This window comes from Mesorhizobium sp. M7A.F.Ca.CA.002.05.1.1 (assembly GCF_003998335.1).
In the GTDB taxonomy this organism is placed as follows: domain Bacteria; phylum Pseudomonadota; class Alphaproteobacteria; order Rhizobiales; family Rhizobiaceae; genus Mesorhizobium.
In genome coordinates, this window is record NZ_RZQI01001333.1 from 1 (window position 1) to 1,104 (window position 1,104).

Genomic DNA, 1,104 nt, shown 5'->3' on the forward strand with positions numbered 1-1,104 from the left:
CGTCAAGGCGGCGCGCGAAAAATTCGACGACGCCCGCGTCTGAAATCCTTGCGCTGCAAGGGATTCAGACGCGCACGCAACATCCGGCTTGCCCGATCGGAAATTCTATCTCGGCTGCGCGGATCGTTGCCCGAATGCACGCGCCGTTTTGGCTGGCGGATTGCCGCTCATGCCGTCCCCTGACGGCTGCCGCTCAGGCTCCTGATGCGCGGACATCGCATCGCGCGGCGCCACAGCTATCACACCGTGCGCCCTGCTTGCCGGGAGCCTGTTCCCCATGCGTGCAGGCACTGCGCGAGATGTCTTCCTTCACCTCCGCATAAGCGGTCACGCCGAGCAGGCAGGTCGTCGCGACCAGGGCTGCCACGAGCCAACCGTTCAGCAGATGTTGACGCATTGTCTCTCCTCCAACGTCCGCAGCATCGGGCGCGAAGGCAACCATTGGATGCCGCGAAGCGGGTTTCCCACACGGCCCCTGTTACAAACGGACCCATGCCCGGCTCGCTCTACCTGATCAGGGCTCCGAACCCAGTTTTACAAAAGACCTGACGACAGCCAGTTCGGCGCTGCCGGCGGCTGTTGTGCCGTGGCTTTTATGCCGGTGGCTTTTCACGATAGGAATTTTTTCTTGACTCGGTGCCCTCAGCTAAGGTACATTTCCGTCCATGGTGCTGATTGGCGCCAGAGACCCGCCGCACAGGCGGGTTTTTCGTCTGATGCTCCGTCAGCCAACGCGCCGGCGAGGGCTCCGGACCAACCCACCCGTTAACCCCGAGTTCGTAGCCCTGTCTACCTGATCCCAGCTATGTCGGCGGCAAGCGATCCATGGCAGACTGGTTACGATCGCCTGGGTGTTTTCTGCCCCGGCTGCTATCGGTGAAAGCCGCCATTCGCGTCGAGGTTCATGTCGTACAAGGAACATCCCGTCATCGACCTGCCATCGGAAGCACTGCTGCCGAGCCCGCTGCTTGTCGTCGAGGACGAGCCGATGATGCAGGTGCGGTTGCGCTCGATCCTGAGGGGCCTTGGCTATGCTCAGGAGGAGCTGTTTTTCGCCGGGTCGATCGCGCAGGCCAAGACCCTGCTCGTCGACCAGCCCTTTGC

At 62.2% G+C, this 1,104-nt stretch carries 1 protein-coding gene and 1 pseudogene; one reads left to right on the plus strand and one right to left on the minus strand.

Translation table 11 applies throughout. The annotated features are described in order from the left end of the window. Window positions 1-193: 193 nt before the first annotated feature. Window positions 194-397, minus strand: coding sequence for a hypothetical protein (locus EN939_RS35340; protein WP_127271958.1), 204 nt, complete (start codon window positions 395-397; stop codon window positions 194-196). A 507-nt stretch (window positions 398-904) separates the two neighbouring features. On the opposite strand from EN939_RS35340, the pseudogene EN939_RS35345 reads away from it, so the two are divergent. Continuing rightward, window positions 905-1,104: pseudogene (locus EN939_RS35345) on the plus strand (hypothetical protein); the annotation flags it as partial.